Source organism: Lysobacter sp. 22409 (assembly GCF_052045105.1).
In the GTDB taxonomy this organism is placed as follows: domain Bacteria; phylum Pseudomonadota; class Gammaproteobacteria; order Xanthomonadales; family Xanthomonadaceae; genus Lysobacter; species Lysobacter antibioticus_B.
On sequence record NZ_JBQEOE010000002.1, the window covers coordinates 1 to 18311 of the forward strand.

The window sequence follows — 18311 nt, forward strand, 5'->3', positions numbered from 1 at the left end:
CGGCGCGAGCCGCGACAGACGAACGGCACCTCGCGACGAAAACCGAGGCATCGACCGGCGTTGACGGACCGCTTCCGCGGCCCCCGCCTCACTCCCCTCGCCCGGCCCCATCGTGCGGCAGGGTGAAATAGAAAGTCGCGCCCTCGCCTTCGCGGCCTTCGGCGCGGATCGTGCCGCCGTGGCGCTCGACGATGCGCTTGACCGAGGCCAGGCCGATGCCGTGGCCGGCGAAATCCTCGACGCTGTGCAGGCGCTGGAACGGCCGGAACAGCTTGTCGACGTAGGCCTGCGGAAAACCGGTGCCGTTGTCGCGCAGGTAGAACTCGCGCACGCCGCTCGCCGTCTCCTGGGTGCCGAACTCGATCCGCGCCGGGTCGCGGTCGCGGGTGAATTTCCAGGCGTTGCCGAGCAGGTTGCCGAGCAGATTGCGCAGCAAGGACGCATCGCCGATCACCTGCATACCGGGTTCGATCGACACCTCGACCTTGCGCTGCGCGTCGCCCATGCGCAGCTCTTCGATCAACTCGTTGGCGATACGGCTCAGGTCGACCGATTCGTGCTTGAGTTCGCTGCGCGCCAGGCGCGACATCTTCAGCAGCGCGTCGATCAGGTCGCCCATGCGCGCGGCGGCCTTGCGCACCCGCGCCAGGTAGTCGTTGCCGGCGGCGTCGAAACGGTCGGCGTATTTCTCGCCGAGGATGCGGCTGAAACCGTCGATCGCGCGCAAGGGCGCGCGCAGGTCGTGCGAGACGCTGTAGGCGAAAGCTTCCAACTCCTGGTTGGCCTGGCTGAGCTCGCGCGTGCGCAAGGCCACGCGCGCCTCCAGGGTGCGGTTGAGCGCGTGCACGCGCGCTTCCGCGCGCATGCGCTCGGTGACGTCCTCGACCTGGACCAGGCCGCTGATGTCCTGGCCGACGTTGCCCGGCACCGGCGAATACGTCAGCTGCACTTGGCGCGCGACACCGTGCTGGCGCCGCAGGCGGCGCGTGGCCCGGTGCACGCCGTCTTCTTCGGTGTGGCTGGCGCCGCTCGGCGTGTCGGCGTCCTCGTCTTCGAGCAGGCTGTCGAAACGCTGGCCCAGCAACTGCGCCGGCCCCAGGCCGACGATGGTGGCCAGAGCCGGGTTGGAATCGACGATGCGCCCCTCGCTGTCGAGCAAGGCCTTGCCGATCGCCGAGTACTGCATCGCGCTGCGGAAGCGGGTTTCGCTGCGGCGGAAGTCTTCGGTCATGCGCAGCGCGATGTGGCGCGCGCGCGACTCGGTGCGCGCCAGCATCAAGGCGATGCTGTACAGCAGCAGCGCCGAGAACAGGCCCAGGGCGAACATGTTGCGCAGGCCTTCCAGGCGCGGCACCGCTTCTTCCACCGGCGGCGATTCGTATTCGATGCGCCAGGTGCGGCCATAGATGTCGAATGCGGCGCGGTGCACGAAAGCCGCGGTGGTATCGGTCTTCAGGTTCGGGCTGGCGTACAACAGCTCGTCGCGCCCACCGGTTTCATCGAAGATGCGGAAACGCATGTCGGCATGGGTGTCGCCCAGCGCCACCTCGACGAAACGCCCCATGCGGAACGGCACGTACACCCAGCCCTGCATTTCCGCGCGACGCAGTTCCAGGGTCTGCGGGCGCCCGCCGCCGAGGTAGACCGGCAAGGCCAGCAGCATGCCGGTGTTCTGCTTGTCGCCGTCCTGGATCAACTGGATTTTGCCCGACAGCCAGGCCTGGCCCGAGTCCAGCGCCGCTTCCAGGGCGGTGTGACGCACCTGTTCGGCGTACATGTCGTAACCGATCGCGGCGACGTTCGCCGGCGTCTTCGGCTCCAGGTACAAAATCGGCCCGTACACGTCGCGCCGGCCCTGCGGCCGTATCGACAGCAAGCCGTAGCCGGCGTCGCGCCATTCGTTCTGCAGCTGCACCAGCAACCGCTGCGGCACGTAGCCGCTGAAGCCCAGGCCCAGCGTCGCCGGAAACCGGCGCTGCATGTTCATGCCTTCGACATAGGCCTTCCACTGCGCCGCCGTCGGCCGTTGCACCGAGGCGAACAGCGACACGCCGCCGCGCGCGACCAGTTCGTAATTGACCAGGCGTTGCTGGATCAGCTCGGTGACCTGCACGGTCTGGCTGATGAATTCCGCCTGCGCCGAGCGCAGCTCGCGGTCGCGCGCGATCCGCCACGCGGTGAACACCAGGATCAGCGCGCCGATCAGCACCGCGAGCGCGAGCAGATAACCGCGTCGCGGCATCAGGCCGGAAAGTTCGGAATCGACCCCGTCGTTCGGGGGGCTGGCGTGGGCGGCCGGATCGGTCGTCGTCATCGCCGCAAGCATACCCGCCGGATTGTGGTGACGGCATCACGGCCCCGGCCGCCGATCAACGGTCGCCGGGCGGCTTGCCCTCCTCGTGCCAGACCCCTTCCAGCAACAGGCAATTGATGCACTCCAGGTGCTCGGCCGCGACCTGGCGACACAGTTGCGGCCAGTGCCGCTGCTGCCGTATCGAGACGCCGGCCTCGTGCTGGCGGATCAGGAAACCCTCGATCTCGTCGGCCAGTTGCAGCAGCGCGCGCCCGTTGCGGTCGGCGCGCCAGGCCAGGCGCTCGTGCGGCGACCGGCGCCGCCGCCGTCGCCACCACCACCCGGCCAGCCCCACCGCTGCGAGCAACAGGCACAGCCCGAAGACCAGCGCCGCCGGCTGCAGCAACAGCGCGCCCAGGCCCTGCCCCGCACCCAGCTCCGCCCCCAGCCCTGATCCCAGCCGGGCCATCAGCCGTCCCCCTTCGGCAAGGCCATCAGCTCGACCGCCTCGATCCGGAACTCGCAGGCCTGCGCCATCAGCAAGGCCCGCGCCCGGGTCGAGACATAGCCGCGCACCCGCATGCGCCGCAGCATGGCCGCCGACACCCCGGCCGCCGACGCCGCCTCGCGGGCGGTGGCGAAACAGGCGATATAGCGTTCGATGGGATTGGGCGACCCGCCCCGCTCGAGCCTGCGCGCGCCCCTGGAACGGGGCGCCGCCACCGCGTTCGCAGCGTTGCCGGCACTCCGCCGGGTCTTCTTTTTAGCTCTGCCTTCCATAGCGTGACCTCTGAGTGGCATCCATGCCCAGCCAACTTACCACCGCAAATTGCTCTTTTCAACGACCAAAAAGAGTGATCAATTTCGGGAAGCGTACGCAACAATGAGTTGCGCTATCCTCGCCCGGCCGACAGCCAGGGTGGGCGGCGCCACGTTTCAGCCCTGCAGGATGCTCCGGCGAGACCTCATGACCAACGCGCCTCACCAAGAATTCGCCAATCGGCTGCACCAGGCCCTCGATTTTTCCGGATTCGCCAAAGGCCGGGCCCGCACAGGCGCGCTATCCGCTTACTACGACGTCAGCCGCGAAACCGCCCGCAAGTGGCTGGTCGGCCTGGCCCTGCCCGAGCTCGAACGCATGCTGCAGATCGCCGTGCAGCAGCACGTCAGCTTCGAATGGCTGGCGACCGGGCGCGGCACCATCGAAGGCAAATCGTTGTCGGTGCGCGAAAACGCCGCCAAATACAGCGATCCCGACGAACTGCGCCTGATGGGCCTGATGCGCAAGTTGTCGCGCAAGAAACGCCGCGCCCTGATCGAACTGCTCGACGGCAACTGAGCCGGACCAGGCTGCGCACGCGGCCATTCGCGCCTCCACACTCGATCGCATCGCGATGGCCGGCGCCTGCCTGTCGTTCGGCGGGTGCGCGCCCGCATTCGAGCCCCGCGCCTGAATCGCCGGTGCGTCATCGCACGGTAACGCTTGAGAACCCGGCGCCAGCCCCTATACTGAACACGTCAGCGATGGTTGCTGTCCCCGGGGGTGCACTGGCTTCGACGGGGGTCGCGAAATCACTTGGCGCATGCCGAGGGGGTAGCTTTCCTCGTAAATCCAGCTGCAAACTTTTAGTTGCCAACGACGACAACTACGCTCTCGCCGCTTAAGGCGTAAGCCCCGAAATTGCTTGTGTCCGTGCTCGCAATGTAGGGTCATTATCACGGAATCGCCGGGAGTGGTTGCCTGTCAGCACCCGGTCAACTCAAAACAGGCTGGCTCCTGGATGCGCTTTGCGCGCCGTGCTGTTCGGGGGCGAGATCTAACGGAGCGCTAAGCATGTAGTGCCGGGGATGGAGTGCCTTCGGACGGCGGTTCGATTCCGCCCACCTCCACCAATACCGATCTACGGATCACAAATGAAGCTGGAAACCTCAGGGTTTCCGGCTTTTTTTGTATCTATGGCCGCGAACACCGCAAGCGCTCGCGCAGGCATGGCCACACATGCCGCCAAGCCAACGAGTGAATCGCACCTCACTCCTCACTACTCGTTTCTAGCTACTCACTTCCCGCACCCCGCCAACCGCCCTTCGGCATAAGCGATGGCGCGCCGGGCCTGGTCGTAGGCCGTGTCGGCGGCGCGCGGCAGCATGTGCTCGCGGCGCATCGGGTCGGCGCCGTGGCCGTAGGCGTATTCGGCGCGCTCCAACTCGGCCAGGTGCTTGCGCGCGGGCGCCAACCAGCCTTCCACGGTTTGCCGTTCGCAACCCGTGGGCAGCTTGAGCAACAGTTCGATGGCTTCGCGGATACGCCGGCTGGCTTCGCCTTCGAGTCCGGGCACCGCTTCGTACGCGACGGCCGCTGCTTTGTAGGCATCGCCGGTCGCTTCGCTGCCGAGGTCGGAAGGTCGTTCGTGCAATTCCGGACGGAACCGCACCGACGGCGGCGGGCGCGCCTTCGCCGACTGGATGTCCTTGCCGAAGATCGCTTCGGCGACACGATTGACCGAAACTTGGCCGTCTTCGCGTGCGGCCTTTTTGCCCGCATCGCCGAACCAGTCGTGCAGCGGCGGGGGCTGATCCCCCAGCGGATTACGGCGCTCCAGCAGCTTCTTGGCGTAGTACTGACTGCGTTCGCTGGGGTCTCCAGGTGCGCGCGGTTTCGGGGCCAGCGCCGGGTCGGCCGGCGCATTGCGAGGGCGCATGCTGAAACGGTCCGGCAGCAGCCAGCGGTTCGGCGGTGCGGCCGCGACAGCCGGGTTCGACTCAGGCGGTGGCACTACGACGGCGGCCGACGGCGGCGCAGACCGCGTCATATCTTCCGGAGCGCGCGCCGGCTCGGTCCGCGGGTTTGGGGGCTTGCCGGTCGACGGAGCCGTGTCCGGAGGGCGGGCGACCGGCGCTGAGGCGGCCGGCACGGGATCGATACGCACGATGCGATCGATCAACACCACGTCCATCGCCGACGCCGTCGACGGCAATGCGACCGGGCGGAACAGCAGCGCGCCGATCGACAAGGTCGTCGCCACCGCGATCGACGATGCGGCGATACGGACGCTGCGTTCCTGGGTGAAATCGGTCGTGCTCATCCAACCTCGATCTGATGCCATCGCGGCGGCCGTTACGGCCGAACAACGCGCAGCCGAAAGGATTGCCCGAGCTGCCCGGCAGCCGGCAATAAAGAATTCATGGGGGTACAGACAGCTCGGCGAAGAGCGGTGGCGTCTCGTCGCTTTCGATCTCGACACGATCGTCGTGCGCCACAGCCGCCGCGTCCGTTGTCTGGGCGGGAAGGCTTGCGGCGCGATCGACCCGGATACTTCGCAGCGTTTTGAGCGCTGCATCACGAAGCTCGACCGCGAGCCGAACGATACAGAGAACACCGCCCCGGAGAGAATAAAAAAAGCGTTCGCTCGAACGCCGGAAGCGAATCCATGCATCGGGCGTTCACGCTTCTCGAACGACCCGGCGCAAGCGACGGCCCGGACGCCGGCAACGCCGTCGCCCAGCGGCTGGTTGCCGCCCCCTTCCCGGGCGTACGCGTGAGTGACGACTGGCACAGGTATCGCCCTACCCGCTTAGTACTGGCGGACTTAAAGGTCGCCGATGTCGATCGCGGGCGCGATCACGCGCAGGTACCGCGGGCCGGCACCTGCCGCGCTACGGCTGCGGCTGCGGCGACCACTCCCCGTCGTGTCGTGTGGAAAGCTCAGGGCGAGGCGCTTCGAGCGGCCTCGCCCGCAGGCACGAGCCAGTCGACATCGATGCCGCGCATACCGGTGCGGGCGACCAAGGCCTCGCGCTCGGCCGCGTCGCAATCGTTGTGGAAAGCACCCGGCTCCAAGATCCGGTGCACTTGCATCTCGACGATGACGTCGCCCAGTTGCCTGGCGCGCTGGTGCAACTTACCCGCCATCGCGACCGCCGTGGCCCGGTCGCCACGCTGGCGCGCATCGGCAACGGCCAGCAGATCCAATCGAGCGCTCAGGAACCAGGCATCGGCGGGAATCAGCTTGCGCACGTTGGCGGCGTGGATCCGGCTGCGCACCCAATCGCCTCGGGCCGCCGCGTTCTCCGCCAGCCCGGTAATGGCCTGGGCGACGAACAAGGTGTAGCCGCTGCGCTGCAGCGGCGGCAGCAACTGCGAATAGATGCGTTCTGATTTCTCCGTCTGGCCCAACACAGTCGCCAACCGGGCGACCTCCAAGCCTTGGTTCCAACTGTCCGGCGCGGCAGTCGGCATGGATGCTTCGGCCTGCTCCAGCAAACCGGTGGCCTGGACGGAATCGCCCCCCAGCAACGCCACTTGGCTCCGGCCCAGCAAGACCAGGCTGCGCAGGGTTTGCCGGTCGCCTTGCGCGCAACGGTCGAGCTCCTTGCGCACTTCGGCCAACCTGCCCAGGGCGAGCCAATAATCCGCGCGTGCGCAGCCCAACTGCGCATGCGCCTCCGATCCCTCCTGCCCCGTAGACAAGGCCGGCAACAGACGCTCGGTCTCGCGCGAGATTTCCAAAGCCTCCGCCGCGTGCCCGCGCATCAAGGCCAGTCCCCCGGCGAGTTGGTTCGACAGCAGGCGCAACTTGCCCTGCAGTTGCAGTTCGCGCAGACGTGCGCTGCGAACGGCGGCGCTGTCGAGCCTGAGCGTCAACAGGTCGTCGTACAACAAGCGCACGTCCAGCAGTGCCATCGAGACCCAGTCTCCGGACGCGTTGGCGATGGCCGCCGCCTGCATCAACCGCGCGCGATAGCTGTCGGCATCGCCCGCCTTCAGGTATTGATCCGCGCTGGCGACCAGGACGTCGACCTCCAGGCGGTGATAGCCGCCTGCGTTGGCGCGCGCCAGCAATACGTCCAGGGCCGGATCCGCATCGCCCGTCAACGGCCCGGCGATGCGCGCCAATACCCGCGCGCGCAATGCGCCGGTCGAGTTTCCACCCTGTTCGTAGAGCTGGGCCGACTGTTCGTAGGCAGCCGGGACCGGGCGCTCGGGGAACTGATTGCTGTCGGCCAGGGCCCTCAACAACAGGGCATCGGCTGTTTCCAAAATCCATCCCGGACCGGCCTGGCGGGCCAAGCGCTCGGCGGCGCTCGCCTGCGCACGTATCCGGGCGGGATCGCCGAGTTTGCCGTAGGCCTCGGCGCGCAACAGATGCTGGGCGACTCTCACCGCGATCGCATGCCGATCGCCGGCGCCGTCGGCCAGTCGCGCCAGGGCCTCCTGCGGCTTGCCGGCCTCGATCGACAGGCGGGCATATTCCAATCGATACGCGACTTTGTCGGGATGGCGGTCGGCCAGGGTGGCGAACGCCTTCAGTGCGTCCTGGCTGCGGCGGGGATCGAGCCCGAGGGCTTGCGCATGCAGCAACGCACCCACCTCGGCCGGTGCGGCATGCAGCAGTTCGACCGCGAGCTCCATCTGCGCCGCGGACGCGGCGCTTTGCGAGAGCCGCGCCTGCGCTTGCGCCAGTTGCAGGCGCATCAGGCCGAAGCGCGGCGCCGCCTCGACCACTTCGTTGCCGATCGAGACCGCGGACATCCAATCGCGGCGATCGAGCGCCAACGCTGCCTGCTCGTAACGCCGGGCGGCTTTCGCGCTCAACTCCAACGCCGGCCACGGCGCTTCGCGAGCAGGCAGCAAACGGGCCAGGACCTGGCGGGACGCAGAATCGACCAGGGCCGGCATGTCGGAAGGATCGCCTTTGAACTCGAGACGCTCCTCCTTCCCGCCTTCCTCGTGGAAACGCACGTACAGCGTCATTCGCTTCGGATCGCCGGGCGATTGCACCGACGATAAAAATACGACCTTGGCGACCGACGGCCCTTGCCCGGCGGCCAGATCGCTTTCGCTGAGCAGATCGACCTCGGGCAGGCTGCCCAGCTTCCAGCTCAACCACTCTTCGAGCAGCTTGGCCGGCCATCGCGAGGCGGTCTGTTGGTCCTCGATCGTCACCAGCGCCACCGCCAGTTTCGGCTCGCTCGCCCCGAACCCGCTCCAACGCTGGGCGAACAAGAGCATCGCCGCTGCGACCGCGAGCAGGCCGAGCACCGCCAACGCCCACACCCGCTTGCCGCCTCGCCGGCCCCGCACCGCCGCCGGAACCGCAACCGGAACCGCAGCCGGTATAGGCAGCGGCCCGGAGTCGACGGCGGTCGACAGCGACACGGCATCGAACACCTGCCCCGCCACCGAACCCTTCGCGGCGGAAGGCTCGGCAAGCGCCACCTGCCGCGACTCGGCAAATGCAGCGTGCTCGGCGGCTCCGGCGAACGCTTTCGAATCCCCGGGCGCACTGGGTGCGCCATCCGCCTGCGCAGCCGGCGGCAGCTGCTTGAACCATTGCAAGGGCCCCGGCGGCTCGAACACGTAGCCGCTCTTGGCCACGGTGCGGATCCAACTCTTGCGCTCCTCGCCCAGGGCCTTGCGCAGCAGCCAGACGTTCTGCGACAGGTTGGTGTCTTCGACGATCGTGCCGGCCCACAAGCGGTCGAACAACTCGGTGCGGGTATGCAGCCGGTTGGGTTCGCTCAGCAGCAACAGCCACAGATCGAAGACCCGCTGCGGCAGTTCCACGCTTTGCCCGGAATGCACCAGGCGGCGAAAGCGCAGATCGATGGTCAGGTCGGCCAGTTGCAGATACCAGGCATCCGCGGGCCACGGCGTGCTCATCGTGTTCTCACCTTGGGGTCGCGGTCATGCGGCACTAGGTTGCCAGGATCCATCGTCGGGAAGTTTGGATGCAGGCACAGACTCGCTACCGCGAAGTCCCTCGGCCGACAGGTCGCGAGAGGTTCAGCCAATCGACGTTGCTGCCGCGCATGCCGGTGCGGGCGACCAAGGCCTCGCGCTCGGCCGCGTTGCAATCGTCATCGAGAACGCCCGGTTCGAACATGCTGTGCACTTGCATCTCCAGGACCGCATCGCCGAGCCGATGCACGCGCGCGTGCAACGCGCTCGCCTTGGCGATGGCCGTCGGCCGGTCGCCGTGCTCTAGCGCATCGGCAATGGCGAGCAGTTCCAAGCGTTTGATCAGGAACCACACATCCGCGGGAATCGTCCGGCGAACCTCGGCCGCAAGGGCGCGGCTGCGCGCCCAGTCGCCCATGGCCGCGGCACTTTCGGCCTGCCCGGTCATGGTTTGGGCGACATAAGCGGTGTAACCGGTCGGCTGCAACTGCGGCAGCAACTGCGCATGGATACGCTCGGATTTCTCCGGCTGCCCGAGCAGGGTCGCCTGCCTGGCCAGTTCCAGCAGTTGAATCCAGCGCTCGGGCGGTTTGTTCGGTAAGGATTGTTCGGCCTGGTCCAGCGAGGTCGCGGCCTGAATGCGGTCGCCCAGCAACAGTTCGATATAGGTCTTGCTGAGCAAGCCCCGCGAGCGCGAGACCACCGCATCGCTCTGCGAACAGCGATCTTGATTGCGACGCGCTTCAGGCACCCGCCCCAGCGCCACCAAGGGCACCACGCGCGTGCATGCCAATTGCGCATGGGCTTCCGACTCGGCATGGCCCGCAGGTACGGCCGGCAACAAGCGCTCGGCTTGATTGATGACCTCCAGACCTTCGACATAGTGCCCGCGCAGAAGCAGCAAGCTCGCGGCGAACTGTTCCGAAGCAGTCCCCAGGTTGCCCTGAACCTTCATGGCGCGCAGGCGTTCGATGCGAACCGCCGCGCTGTCGAACCGCAGCGTCAGCATGTCGTTTCGCAGCAATCTGAAATCCAGCTGAGCCATCGACAGCAGATCGCCGGAAGCGTCCGCGACCGCCGCCGCCTGCAACAGCCGCGCGCGATACGTGTCGGCATCGCCGGCCTTCATGTACTGGTCGGCGCTGGCGACCAGCACGTCCACTTCGAGACGGTGGTAGCCGCCGGCATTGGCCCGTGCCAGCAGCGCATCCAAGGCCGCGTCCGCTTCCCCGGTCAGGGGGCCGGCCATGCGCGCCAATACCCTGGCGTGCAGCGCGCCGGTCGAATTGCCGCCTTGCTCGTACAGCGTCGCCGCCTGTTCGTAGGCGGCAGGCACCGGACGTTCGGGAAACTGCAGGCTGTCGGCGCGAGCCGCCAGCAGCAAGGCGTCGGCGCGTTCCAAGGTCCAGCCGGCACCGGCGTCGCGCGCAAGGCGCTCGGCGGCGGCCGCCTGCGTACGCATCCGCGCCGGATCGCCGAGTGCCTGGTACGCGTCCGCCCGCAACAGATGCTTGGCGATGCGTACGCCGATGACGTCCTGGCCGCCGGCATCGGCCAGCCGCGCCAAGGCCCCTCGCGGCTCGCCGGCGTTGACCAGCAAGCGCGCGTATTGCAATCGATAGGCGGCCTTGTCGGGATGCCGGTCGGCCAGGGTCGAGAACGCCTTGAGTGCGTCCTGCCCGCGGCGCGGATCGAGCGCCAATCGCTGCGCTTCCAGCAAGTCGGCCGCCTCGGGCGGCGCGGTCGCGAGCAGCTTCACCGCGACCTCCATCTGCGCCGTCGCCGCGGCGCCTTGTGAGAGCCGTGCGTGCGCCTGCGCCAACTGCAGCCGCATCAAGCCGAAGCGCGGCGCCGATTCGACGACCTCGCTGCCTATCGAAACCGCCGACATCCAGTCGCGGCGATCGAGCGCCAACGCCGCCTGCTCATAACGCTGGGCCGCGGCCGCGCTGAGTTCCAGTGCGGGCCATCGCGCCTCACGAGCGGGAAGCAAGCGGGCCACGAGCTGGCGCGACACCGAATCGACCAGGGCCGGCATCTCGGAGGGATCGCCCTTCACTTCCAGACGCTGTTCCTTGCCGTCCTCCTGGAAACGCACGTACAGCGCGATTTTCTCGGGGTCGTTGGGCACGCGCACCGACGACAGGAACACCACTTGCACCGTCGCCGAATCTTGATCGGCGACCAGATCGCTTTCGCTGAGCAGATTGACCTCGGGCAGGCTGCCCAGCTTCCAGCTCAGCCACTCTTCGAGCAACTTGGCCGGCCAGCGCGACGTGACCTGCAGATCCTCGATCGTCACCAGCGCCACGGCGAGCTTCGGCTCGCTCGCACCGAACCCGTTCCAGCGCTGGGCGAACAAGACCATCGCCCCGGCCAGCACGATCAGGCCGAGGACGGCGAACGCCCACACGCGCCTGCCGCCGCGCAGGCCCGCCGGTAGCGGAGCCGGCAGGGGTAACGGCCAGGGTTCGACGGCCGTCGACAGCGGCACCGGATCGAACACCGCCATCGGACCGGCCGAGGCAGAAGGCTCTTCAAGAACGACCTGCTGCGACTCGGCGAACGCCAGGTACTCGCCAGTCTCGGCGAAGGCTTGCGAATCCGCGGGAGCGATGGCTTCGCCAGCCGCCTGCGGAACCGGCGGCAACTGCTTGAACCACTGCAACGGCGCCGGCGGCTCGAACACGTAGCCGCTCTTGGCCACCGTGCGGATCCAGCCCTTGCGTTCCTCGCCCAGGGCTTTGCGCAGCAGCCACACGTTCTGCGACAGGTTGGTGTCTTCGACGATGGTGCCGGCCCACAGCCGGTCGAACAGTTCGGTGCGCGTATGCAGCCGGTTGGGCTCGCTCAGCAACAGCAAGCACAGGTCGAAAACCCGCTGCGGCAGTTCCACGCTTTGGCCTGAATGAATCAACCGGCGAAAACGCAGATCGATGGTCAGGTCGGCCAGTTGCAGATACCAGGCATCCGCGGGCCACGGCGTCGTCATCGTGTTCTTACCTTGGTGTCGCCGTCGTGCGGCGCAAGATCGTCAGGAACGTTGGATGCGGGTACCGACGCAGGTCGAGCATTCGTCGCCGACGGCCGTCCGAGGGTCGCCCACGATCTGAAGATGCTGAATAATCATGCGGCCGTTACTGGCGTTCGGCAAGCCCGCTCATGCCCTGTTGGCGCGTGACGCCGAGGGTCGCGCGATGCGGTTTCGCACGGGTCGCGGACAGGCCTCGGCATGTCGGGATGACGGAACGATGGCTGCGGTAAGGGCTCAGGACACCAGCGTGACGATCTCGCGCGGCTCTCGCTGCAGGATGCATTCCAGTACGGGATTAGTGTCGTACAGGCGCTCCCGGCAAATCCATGTCGCCCCCCTCACGCTGATCCGGACGCTCGCAAGGGCCTTCTTGCGTACCGCACGCAGGTATCTCTCGCCGACCAGGGTCGCCCGCGGGCACGCGAACTGCCTGGGCTGCACCGATGCCGCCCGCACCGAAAGGCCGTTCGAGGTCGAACCACAGTCGACGAACTTGCTGCCGTCGGCGCGCGTGGCATGGCCGTCGCTCATGCACAGCACGATGACCGCCAGGGCCAGGCAGAAACGGTTGAAAACGGTGGCGTTCTTCATGAATGGCTTTCCGGTTGGAATGTAGATCGATTCGAGTGCCCGTCCCCGCAGCGGACCGTCCAACCGATTGCATGGAAACCGTGCGCAGCGGTCGAGAGCCGGGCGAAGCAGGGTCGCGGCAGGCAGGGAAAAAGCGCGTCGAACCGTCCGAAACACGGAGGGAGGGCCCGGCCCGACGCAAAAGCAGCCGATGCGGCCGCAAAGCGGCCCGCGGGCCGGAGGGGGAGCCGGCCGTGGTACCGCTGTAAACGCCGCAGGGGGTGCGGCGTGTCGAGATGGAAGCCTGGCTTCCTTAAACTTACGGGCGCGACTCAGCCCACTTTCAACACACCCCAGCGCCTGGCCATTTCGCCTTCCAGGTCGCTCTCCACCGCAACGGGCTTGGGCGACAGCGCTTCGCCGCGCTTGCGGCGCCAGCGGTTGCTCGCGTGGTAACGCTCGACGCGTTCGCGCAGTCCCTTAGCCAGTTCGCTGTCCATGCCGATGGCGCGTTCCACCGCGATCCAGTGTTCGTTCTCGGACCAGCGCAGGAAGCGCACGTAGATCGCCCGCCACGAACCGAAGCCCTGCGGCACGCTGGTCCACGGCGCATTGTTGGCGACCACCCACAACACCGCCTCGATGAAAGTGCGGTAGTCACCGGTGTTGTTGAGAATGCGCGCCTGGTACTGGCGCGGAAGATGCGACGCGACGATCCGCCACTGCTCGTCGGTGAACCTGAATTGCGGCGATTCGACCAAGGATAAGGTCATACGAAGAACTCCGATGAATATCGCTTGCACAACGGGGAGGGACAAACGTCTTCGCTGCGGGTGCGTTCGAGGCAGGTCGGACGAGACACGGCGGCGGCCGAAGCCGCCTGAGGCAATCCCGGCGCCGATGCAGCCCGGCCGGCTTACCGCAAAAACCGGCCCGCCTTGCGTACTGCATGCAAGGCGGGCCGGACTACGCTTTACTCAGTCGCCCAGCACACCGCTCACGCCGATGTACGCGCCGATGCCGTCGCTGTTGGTCGACGCACCGCCTTCCAGGCTCCAGCGCCCGTTGTCGGCGGTATGCCGCAGGCTGACGCCGAACGCCGCTTCGCTCTTGTAGGCGCCGAAGCCCGCGTAGTACGTCGTGCGACCGGCCACATAGGGCGCCGGCTTGATCGCGATCGCCGTGGCGATGCCTGCATGCATGTCGCGTTCCAGGCGGCGGACGTCGCCGCCGAGCTTCCACACGTCGTTGCGGACCGTGGCGACCTGGCTGTCGGTGTAGCTGTTGGCCGTGGTCACCGCTTGACCCAACTGGCTGACGTTGACCGCATCGGTCGGGGCCTTGCCGGCCGCGACGTTGCGCAGGGTGGTCTCGCCGCTGCCGTTCGGGTTGAAGGTCACGCTGTTGGTGTTGTTGCTGCCGTCGGCGTTCTTGTCGTACTGCAAGCCGCCGGTGGTGAAGCCCTTCAACTGCGAGACGTTGACCGCATCGGTGTCGGCCGTGCCGGCCGCGACATTGCTCACCCGGCGTTCGTTGCCGGCCGAACCGACCGACACGGTGCCCTCCTGGTTCGCCACCGAACCGGCGCCCAGGGCCACGGCATTGTTCGCCGAGGCGATCGCGCCGTTGCCGAGCGCCGTGCTGCCGCTGCCCGAAGCCACCGCCCCGGCACCGCCGGCCGAGGCATTGGCGCCGCTGACCGTCGGCGCCGCGGTGTTGTCCTGGCTCACCTGGAACAGACCCGCCGAGCCGTTCTTGACGTTGTTGACGTCGCCTTCGACGGTGCTGATGCGGTTGTCGTACTGAGCGACGTTGCCGGCGATCTGGTCGACGCGCGTGTCGGTGTAGGCATTAGCCTGGGTCACCGCATTGGTAACGCCGGCTTGCAGCTGGGCGACATTGACCGCGTCGTCCGCCGCCGAGCCCGCGGCCACGCCGCCGATGGTGCGGCCGCCGACCTGGACCTGGCCGGTCGAGTTGCTGCTGCCGATATAGGCCGCGTTGTAGCCGCTCTGCGCGCCGGCCGTGGTCGACGAACCGGCACCGAGCGCGACCGAGTTGGCATGGCCGGCGACCGAATCGCGACCCACCGCCACGGCGTTCCCGGCCGAGGCGGTGGCGTTGTAGCCCACCGCACTCGAACCCACCGCCTGTGCATGCGCATCCGCCTCGGCCAGGCCGGTGTCGTTGGTGCGCGCATAACGCGTACCGCGGCCGTTCTGACTGATGTAGGTCGCATCGTTCGGGCCGGCGACGTTGTAGAGCTGGGCACCGTTGACCGCATCGGTCGAAGTGGCCGACACCTCGCCCTGGGCCAGGTTGGTGATCTTGCTGCCGCCGGTCGCACCGCCATCGGTGCTCACCGGGCCAGCCAAGGTCGCCTTGCTGTAGTCGACTTCGCCCGGATCGATCTGGCCGTCCGCATCGAGGTCGTTCCAGTCGTACTTCACCGAACGCTGCTCGGCCTGGGTGGCGCTGGTCGCCACCGCCTTGAGCTGGCCGACGTTGGCCGCATCGGTGTCTTCCGAACCCGCGGCGACGCCGGTGACGCGGCGGTTGCCGACGTTGACCTCGCCGGTCGCGGTGCCGCCGACCAGGTAAGCCGCATTGCCGAGCGTGCTGCCGTTGGCGACCGAACCCGCACCCAGCGCGACGCTGCCGGCATGGCTGGCCTGGCTGTTGCGACCGATCGCGACCGCATCGGCAGCCGAGCTGGTGGCGTTGTAACCCACCGCGGTCGAACCCACGCCCTGGGCGTGCGCATCGTCCTCGGCCAGGCCGGTGTCGTTGGTGCGCGCATAACGCGTACCGCGGCCGTTCTGCTGCAGGTAGGCCGGATCGGTCGGGCCCATCTGGTTCTTGATGTTGGTGATGTCGCCTTCGTTGGTGGTGACGCGGTTGTCGAGGTTGGCGATGTCGCCTTCGTTGGTGGTCACGCGGCTGTCGAGCGCGGCCACGTCCTGGTTGGTCTGGAACAGTTGCGAGCCGTTGACCGCATCGGTGCTCGCCGCGCTCAGATCGGCCGGCGCCACGTTGACGATCTTGTTCGGGCCGGTGCCGAGATGGTTGGCGTTATACGCACCGGCACCGCCGTTCGCGGTCGGGTCCCACAGCAGCGAGTCCTGGCCCAACGAGGTGATCTTGCTGTCCACCGCCTTGAGCTGGCTGATGTTGGCCGCATCGGTATCGACCGCGCCCGCTGCGACGTTGGACAGGCGGCGTTCGTTGCCCGCGCTGCCGATCGACACCTCGCTAAGCGCGGAGGTAGCGGCGACCGTGTACGTTGAGCCATCCGGCACGTAAGCCAGCTCGCCCAGCGTGGCGCCGTCGGCGATCGAATTCCAGCCCAGCGCCACGCTGCCCGCGTTACTGGCCCGGCTATCCAAACCGATCGCCGTCGTGCCCAATGCGCTCGCATTTGCTCTATTGCCAAGGGCCGCTGCCCCGACTCCTGCAGCACTGCTTAGAGCACCCAGCGCAGTGGCGCCGGTGCCACTCGCAACCGCCGCCAGGCCCACCGCCATCGCCGACTCTGCGCTCGCATTGGCGGTATCGCCCACAGCCAACGAGAATCTGCCGCTGGCCGTAGCTTCATCGCCGATGGCAATCGCATAATCGTTCGTCGCCTCCGAGCCCGAGCCGAGCGCCAGGGCACTGAGCGCGCTGGCCGCTGCGTTTTCGCCGATCGCGAGGGTTTCCTCGGCCGATGCCCGGGCGTTGTAGCCGACCGCGGTGGAGTTGGCGCCGGTCGCGAAGGCATCCGACTCGGGAAGGCCGGTGTCGTTGGTGCGCACATAACGCACACCGTGGCCGTTGGCGTCCTGGTAGGCCTGGTCGGTCGGGCCGACCACATTGTTGAGCGCGGCGATGTTGCCCTCGTTCGTGGTCACGCGATTGCCCAGCGCCACGGCGTCCTGGTTGGTCTGGAACAGTTGCGAACCGTTGACCGCCTCGGTGCTCGCCGCGCTCAGATCGGCCGCGGTGACGCCGCTGATCTTGCCGGTACCGCCGTCGTTGACGATGACGTTGCCGAACTTGGGCGAATCTGCCAACTGCACGTTGATCGCGCCGGTGGTCGGGTCGGTCACCGTTCGGATGTTGCCGCCGCTGTAGCTACCGGCAGCGGTCGCGTCGCCGCGGATCGACAGGGTCTGGCCCAGGTCGCGATGCACATCGCCGGCGGTCGCGTCGTTGCCGGTGAAGTTCATGCCCAGCGTCGTGGAGCCGCCGGCCACCGCATCGAGCTGGCTCTTGTTGACGCCGTCGGTGCCGGCAACACCTGCGGCGACATTGGTGATCACCTGATTACCGGCGTTGATGCCGGCCGAGGTCACGCTCGGGCCGCCGGCGATGGTCAGGCCGGTGTTGTTGAGCGTGGTGGCACCGGCCGTGACGCTGTTGACGGTGATGTCGTCGGCCAGGTCGAAGGCGACGTTGTCGTCGGCGCCGGTCTTGCTGACGACGATGTTGCCGTCGCTGTTGCGTAGGTCGACGGTCTCGCCCGGGGCCACGTTGGTGCTGTTGGCGCCCTGCGCGGAGACATTGAAGCCCGCGTTCGCGGTCGCGCCGACCGCATCCAGCTGGCTCTTGTTGACCGCATCGGTCGCGGCCGTGCCGGCGGTAACGCCGCTGATGCGGCCGCTGCCGCCGTCGTTGATCACGACGTTGCCGAACTTCGGCGAATCGGCCAACTGCACGTTGATCGCGCCGGTGGTCGGGTCGGTCACCGTCTTGATGTTGCCGCCGCTGTAGGTGCCGGCAGCGGTCGCATCGCCGCGGATCGACAGGGTCTGGCCCAGGTCGCGATGGACATCGCCGGCGGTGGCGTCGTTGCCGGTGAAGTTCATACCCTGCGTCGTGGCGCCGCCAGCCACCGCATCCAGCTGGCTCTTGTTGACGCCGTCGGTGCCGGCAACGCCCGCGGCAACATTGGTGATGACCTGGTTGCCGGCGTTGATGCCGGCCGAGGTCACGCTCGGGCCACCAGTGATGGTCAGGCCCGTGCTGTTGAGCGTGCTCGCACCGGCGGTGACGCTGTTGACGGTGATGTCGTCGGCTAGGTCGAAGGCGACGTTGTCGTCGGCACCGGTCTTGCTGACGACGATGTTACCGTCGCTGTTGCGTAGGTCGACAGTCTGGCCCGGAGCCACGTTGGTGCTGTTGGCGCCCTGTGCGGAGACGTTGAAGCCCGCATTCGCGGTCGCGCCAACTGCATCGAGCTGGCTCTTGTTGACGCCGTCGGTGCCGGCAACGCCTGCGGCGACATTGGTGATCACCTGATTACCGGCGTTGATGCCGGCCGAGGTCACGCTCGGACCACCGGCGATGGTCAGGCCGGTGTTGTTGAGCGTGGTGGCACCCGCGGTGACGCTGTTGACGGTGATGTCGTCGGCCAGGTCGAAGGCGACGTTATCGTCGGCGCCGGTCTTGCTGACCACGATGTTGCCGTCGCTGTTGTTGAAGTCGACGGTCTCGCCCGGGGCCACGTTAGTGCTGTTGGCGCCCTGCGCACTCACATTGAAGCCCGCGTTCGCGGTCGCGCCGACCGCATCCAGCTGACTCTTGTTGACGCCGTCGGTGCCGGCAACGCCTGCGGCGACATTGGTGATCACCTGATTACCGGCATTGATACCAGCCGCGGTCACGCTCGGACCGCCGGCGATGGTCAGGCCGGTGTTGTTGAGCGTGGTGGCACCCGCGGTGACGCTGTTGACGGTGATGTCGTCGGCCAGGTC

Annotated in this window: 9 protein-coding genes, 1 other RNA gene and 1 pseudogene; 2 read left to right on the forward strand and 9 right to left on the reverse strand. The window is 67.5% G+C overall.

Annotation, left to right across the window (positions count from 1 at the left end; all coding sequences use genetic code 11):
* Nucleotides 1-88: 88 nt before the first annotated feature.
* The 3 genes from ACTJJK_RS01125 to ACTJJK_RS01135 are packed head-to-tail and all read right to left on the reverse strand — an operon-like array spanning nt 89 to nt 3073.
* On the reverse strand, nt 89-2314 hold the full coding sequence (locus ACTJJK_RS01125) for a CHASE domain-containing protein (protein WP_440729245.1): 2226 nt from the start codon (nt 2312-2314) through the stop codon (nt 89-91).
* Nucleotides 2315-2369: 55 nt separating this feature from the next.
* Entirely contained in the window at nt 2370-2762 is a 393-nt protein-coding gene (locus ACTJJK_RS01130) for a hypothetical protein (protein WP_440729246.1), read from the reverse strand.
* A complete protein-coding gene (locus tag ACTJJK_RS01135; RefSeq protein ID WP_440729247.1) occupies nt 2762-3073 on the reverse strand; it encodes a hypothetical protein in 312 nt (103 codons plus the stop codon). Before ACTJJK_RS01135 ends, ACTJJK_RS01130 begins: the two co-directional genes overlap by 1 nt.
* A 187-nt stretch (nt 3074-3260) precedes the next feature.
* Here ACTJJK_RS01135 and ACTJJK_RS01140 point away from each other — a divergent pair, with 187 nt between their 5' ends.
* Together ACTJJK_RS01140 and ssrA are read left to right on the forward strand one after the other, a co-directional pair.
* A complete protein-coding gene (locus ACTJJK_RS01140) occupies nt 3261-3632 on the forward strand; it encodes a helix-turn-helix domain-containing protein (protein WP_031373591.1) in 372 nt (123 codons plus the stop codon).
* A gap of 200 nt (nt 3633-3832) precedes the next feature.
* Nucleotides 3833-4186: a transfer-messenger RNA gene (gene ssrA / locus ACTJJK_RS01145) on the forward strand.
* A 164-nt stretch (nt 4187-4350) separates the two neighbouring features.
* Here the strand turns inward: ssrA and ACTJJK_RS01150 are convergent.
* The 6 genes and pseudogenes from ACTJJK_RS01150 to ACTJJK_RS01175 all read right to left on the reverse strand — a co-directional run.
* A complete protein-coding gene (locus ACTJJK_RS01150; protein WP_440729248.1) occupies nt 4351-5847 on the reverse strand; it encodes a hypothetical protein in 1497 nt (498 codons plus the stop codon).
* A 149-nt stretch (nt 5848-5996) separates the two neighbouring features.
* Nucleotides 5997-8954: a winged helix-turn-helix domain-containing protein gene (locus ACTJJK_RS01155; RefSeq protein ID WP_440729249.1), complete on the reverse strand. Its 2958-nt coding sequence runs from the start codon at nt 8952-8954 to the stop codon at nt 5997-5999.
* Nucleotides 8955-9039: 85 nt separating this feature from the next.
* The gene (locus ACTJJK_RS01160) at nt 9040-11964 is read right to left on the reverse strand and encodes a winged helix-turn-helix domain-containing protein (protein WP_440729250.1); all 2925 of its coding nucleotides are present in this window, start codon (nt 11962-11964) and stop codon (nt 9040-9042) included.
* A gap of 276 nt (nt 11965-12240) precedes the next feature.
* Nucleotides 12241-12597 carry a hypothetical protein gene (locus tag ACTJJK_RS01165; protein ID WP_440729251.1) on the reverse strand — a complete coding sequence of 119 codons (357 nt, stop codon included), beginning with the start codon at nt 12595-12597 and terminating at the stop codon, nt 12241-12243.
* 311 nt (nt 12598-12908) lie between these two features.
* Nucleotides 12909-13349: a transposase gene (locus ACTJJK_RS01170; protein ID WP_223620139.1), complete on the reverse strand. Its 441-nt coding sequence runs from the start codon at nt 13347-13349 to the stop codon at nt 12909-12911.
* Between the two features lie 204 nt (nt 13350-13553).
* Nucleotides 13554-18311: pseudogene (locus ACTJJK_RS01175) on the reverse strand (hypothetical protein); the annotation flags it as partial.

Coding starts and splice junctions, on each gene's coding strand:
- ACTJJK_RS01125 (WP_440729245.1), bottom strand. CDS start 2,314: ATGACGACGACCGATCCGGCCGCCCACGCCAGCCCCCCGAACGACGGG.
- ACTJJK_RS01130 (WP_440729246.1), bottom strand. CDS start 2,762: ATGGCCCGGCTGGGATCAGGGCTGGGGGCGGAGCTGGGTGCGGGGCAG.
- ACTJJK_RS01135 (WP_440729247.1), bottom strand. CDS start 3,073: ATGGAAGGCAGAGCTAAAAAGAAGACCCGGCGGAGTGCCGGCAACGCT.
- ACTJJK_RS01140 (WP_031373591.1), top strand. CDS start 3,261: ATGACCAACGCGCCTCACCAAGAATTCGCCAATCGGCTGCACCAGGCC.
- ACTJJK_RS01155 (WP_440729249.1), bottom strand. CDS start 8,954: ATGAGCACGCCGTGGCCCGCGGATGCCTGGTATCTGCAACTGGCCGAC.
- ACTJJK_RS01160 (WP_440729250.1), bottom strand. CDS start 11,964: ATGACGACGCCGTGGCCCGCGGATGCCTGGTATCTGCAACTGGCCGAC.
- ACTJJK_RS01165 (WP_440729251.1), bottom strand. CDS start 12,597: ATGAAGAACGCCACCGTTTTCAACCGTTTCTGCCTGGCCCTGGCGGTC.
- ACTJJK_RS01170 (WP_223620139.1), bottom strand. CDS start 13,349: ATGACCTTATCCTTGGTCGAATCGCCGCAATTCAGGTTCACCGACGAG.